The organism is Microcystis sp. M53598_WE2 (genome assembly GCF_030067735.1).
In the GTDB taxonomy this organism is placed as follows: domain Bacteria; phylum Cyanobacteriota; class Cyanobacteriia; order Cyanobacteriales; family Microcystaceae; genus Microcystis; species Microcystis aeruginosa.
Map to the genome: position 1 here is coordinate 1 of NZ_JASJFE010000355.1, position 3,371 is coordinate 3,371.

The following is a 3,371-nucleotide window of genomic DNA, read 5'->3' on the forward strand; positions in this document are numbered from 1 at the left end:
CAATGAAAAGACAGTAGGAAACTTCGATTTAATACTGTCACTTAAAACTCAAATCTGATAACTGATAACCTACCCACTGATAGCTGATAACTGATCACTGATAACTGATTTAACCGCGACTTTCCTTAAAAGTTTTGTAGGCGGTTTCGGAGTCGAAAATATGGCAATAATCAACAATTCGCTTCATTAATGCCCAAGAAAACTCGGTTTCTTTCAGGTGACTACCCCAATTTTCTTTGAGACTAGCGTGAACTTTGCGGAGGTTATAGGAAGGAATCGCCGTCGAGATATGATGGGGGATATGGACATTAATATCGTGACAGAGAATTTCTACCCAACGGGGATAGCTACAGTGAACTGTCCCTTCTAGTTGCGCTAAAGCTTGATTCCAGTCTTCGGGATAGGAAAATTGAATATCGGGGTCTGTGTGATGGACAAGGGTAAAGGTACTCATCCAAAAATGATAGACAAACCAAGGTACCACCCAAAATTTAACCAATCCCCAAACACCAGTGTAGAAAATTAGGGTTGGGAAAAAAATAGCGGCAAAAACTAGGACGACAATCATCGAAAAGCGCGCTTTTTCCCGTTCGTTCTCTTTGAATTGTTCGATGTTGAAGTGTAGAATAGCCCAGTGGGCGATCGAACCGAGCCACCAGAAACGTCCGCGAATGCCGCGATAAAAGAGACGCACTAAGGGATTGGCCGAGTTAAAAGCTTCTAGTTCCCACGGATCCCAAGCATTATCTATAGTTACCATGTTAGTTTTAGTATGATGGCGATCATGCAGGAAACGCCAGCAGTGGAAGGGATAGATAAGCGGTAAGAGGAAAATATGACCGACAAGATCATTAACCCAGGGTCGATTGGAAAAAGACCGATGACCGCAATCATGCGCGATCACAAAAAATCCCGTTAAAGCTGTACCCGTGAAAATCCAAGCTAAAGGCAGTAAATACCAGGGAGAATAAACTAGCATTGCATAACCCGCAATGACCGCCAAAATATTCGTAATCACTCCAAACCAAGCTTTAACTGGGTCTTTCTGGAAATATTCTTTGGGAATGCTTTTAATAATATCTTTCAGTTTAAAGTCTGGCTCGATCGAGGTGATCAACTCCCCATGCAATTTATCCGTCGTTGCCGTCATGAAATCTCCAATTACACTTAGGTGAACCCTTGACAAGAAATCAGCTAGGAGGTTTGGCTAAATTCTGCTCCCTACCACAAGCCAATTTTTTTGTCAATATATTTTTAACTTTAATTAATAAACTTCCGCGAAGCTTAATAATCCTTTACTTTATATACCATAAGAGGAGATTTTCTGTTTTGGCAAAATTTGACGGCGGGTGCATCTCATTTTTGTAAATCTACCAATTGGGATTTTTACGGGAAAACTCTCGGCTAAAATCGGGCATTACTTCCGATTTTATCACTCAATCCCAGCTTTTGGGGGGTTCTACCCCCCAAACCCCGGAGCGCATTAGCTTTTCGGTGAGATGCTTACACGCAGCTGCTGATACATTTGTCATCATCTAAGAGTCACTGACAATTCCTGATTGTCGGTATTCCTGCAAATGTGAGATGCACCCTTGACGGCTGCCTCTTGCCTTCAAAAACTGATAACTGATAATAGGCTTTTTTCAACGATTAGCTGTGTTTTCTAGGGATTTAATCTCCTCCTGTACCTTACGGTGTTCGCGATTTAACTGTTTTTTGACCGATTCGGGGAGTTGTTCCTGTTTTTTCAGGGCATTATTAAAGTAATCTAATGCCAATTTCAAAGAGCCAGTATTTTTATCCGTATTGCCTTGAATTCTTAGGATTTGACCTTTCAGATACATTAATTCCGGATTATCGGGGGTCGCTTTCAGAGCGTTATCGATAAACTGCAAAGCCTGATCATACTGCTTTAAATCCCGGTAAGCTAGAGCTATACCTCGGTCGACCAAGTAATCAGGACTTCCGTAGGTTTCTAGCCGTTGAATTGCCTCTTGGGGACTAGAAAAGGGCAGATTAACCGCTAAAATCAAATCCATATAACCCTTTAACAGGTTCAATTCCGGATCCGTAGGATTAACCTTTTCTGCGGTTTCCAAATACTGAAACACCTGTTGTAATCTGGGGATAGCCGATACTGCTCCTTCGGTTTGAAAAACGTAGGTTCCCTCTAAAAAACTCCCCACCGCTAGATACAAATTTCCCCTTAAGGGGTCGCTGGCCTGCATTTGCTTGGCCGCTTCCTTAGTTTTCTCGGAGTAGGTTTTTAGGGTGTTCCAATCCTGGTCGGTAAAAGCAAGAGAGGCGCGCATAGCATGGGACAAAGGTTCTTGGGGTTCCTTTTCCGTGGCCTCAACAATTAATTTTTTTGCCTCTAGATAGTTACCTTGTTTAAAAATAGCGTTAAAAGCGGCCTCGGTCTTATCACCAATCGGTCGGGGATTGGTTTTGCGGAAAGGATCTCCGGCCAACCCGGGACCAATCCAGTTAACCATTACCATAACAGCCAGGGAAGCACCGATCGCCATTTTTTTCGTTAAACCTAACCTCAGCACCATGGTCAAAAGTCTCCTTGAGCGAATGAAAAAATCTGTCACAATAGAAACGGGTTTCTAGACTTAATTTCCAGTTATTTTCCTGTCAATGCTTTATCTCAAAGATGTGGTTTATCATCCTCCCGCTGCTCTCAATCCCATTTTACAGGGGATTAATCTCGAATTAGCCCCCCAAGAATTAGGTCTGATTGTTGGCCCCAGTGGTTCTGGAAAAACGACTCTTTTGGAAATTTTAGCAGGCTTTGCCGATAAAACAGGAGGGACGATTCACTGGCGCGACCAAGAATTAACGGTGCTGCACCTGCAACAATTAGGAGGAATCGTTTTTCAGTTTCCTGAACGTCATTTTTGCGGTAAAACCATCCTTGAGGAGTTGCGTCTCGGTCATCCGGAGATTAAAAGCGATCGCCTAACAGCGGCCTTAAAGGAGGTAGGATTAGAAAATATTCCTCTGGATACTTCTCCCCACAATCTTAGTGGAGGTCAACAGCGTCGTTTATCTCTCGCTGTCCAGTTAATCCGGCAGCCTAATCTGTTACTTCTCGATGAACCTACGGCCGGTTTAGATTGGTCGATGCGTCGTCAATTGGCTAAACTTCTCGCTAGTCTCAAACAACACTGGACTTTATTAGTAGTTAGTCACGATGCCGGAGAATTATTGCCTATTGCTGACCGTCACTGGAAAATTGAACAAGGACATTTGAGGGAATTAAAAAGTGAAAAAACGGATAGTTGAGGTTTTGGGGTATTAGTTGAAATTTCCCCACTCCCCTCATACCTGATAACTGATAACTGATAACTGATAACTGATAACTG

The 3,371-nt window shown here is 42.8% G+C and carries 3 protein-coding genes; 1 reads left to right on the forward strand and 2 read right to left on the reverse strand.

Going from position 1 to position 3,371, the window contains the following annotated elements:
* Positions 1-109 precede the first annotated feature (109 nt).
* Positions 110-1,150 (reverse strand): fatty acid desaturase, encoded by a 1,041-nt coding sequence (locus PX636_RS07615; RefSeq protein ID WP_002796135.1) that lies wholly within the window; start codon positions 1,148-1,150, stop codon positions 110-112.
* Between the two features lie 493 nt (positions 1,151-1,643).
* Positions 1,644-2,558, reverse strand: a complete 915-nt coding sequence (locus tag PX636_RS07620) for a Sll0314/Alr1548 family TPR repeat-containing protein (RefSeq protein ID WP_125730961.1) — start codon at positions 2,556-2,558, stop codon at positions 1,644-1,646.
* 85 nt (positions 2,559-2,643) lie between these two features.
* On the opposite strand from PX636_RS07620, the gene PX636_RS07625 reads away from it, so the two are divergent.
* The gene (locus PX636_RS07625) at positions 2,644-3,291 is read left to right on the forward strand and encodes an ABC transporter ATP-binding protein (protein WP_002780686.1); all 648 of its coding nucleotides are present in this window, start codon (positions 2,644-2,646) and stop codon (positions 3,289-3,291) included.
* The last annotated feature ends 80 nt before the right edge of the window (positions 3,292-3,371 follow it).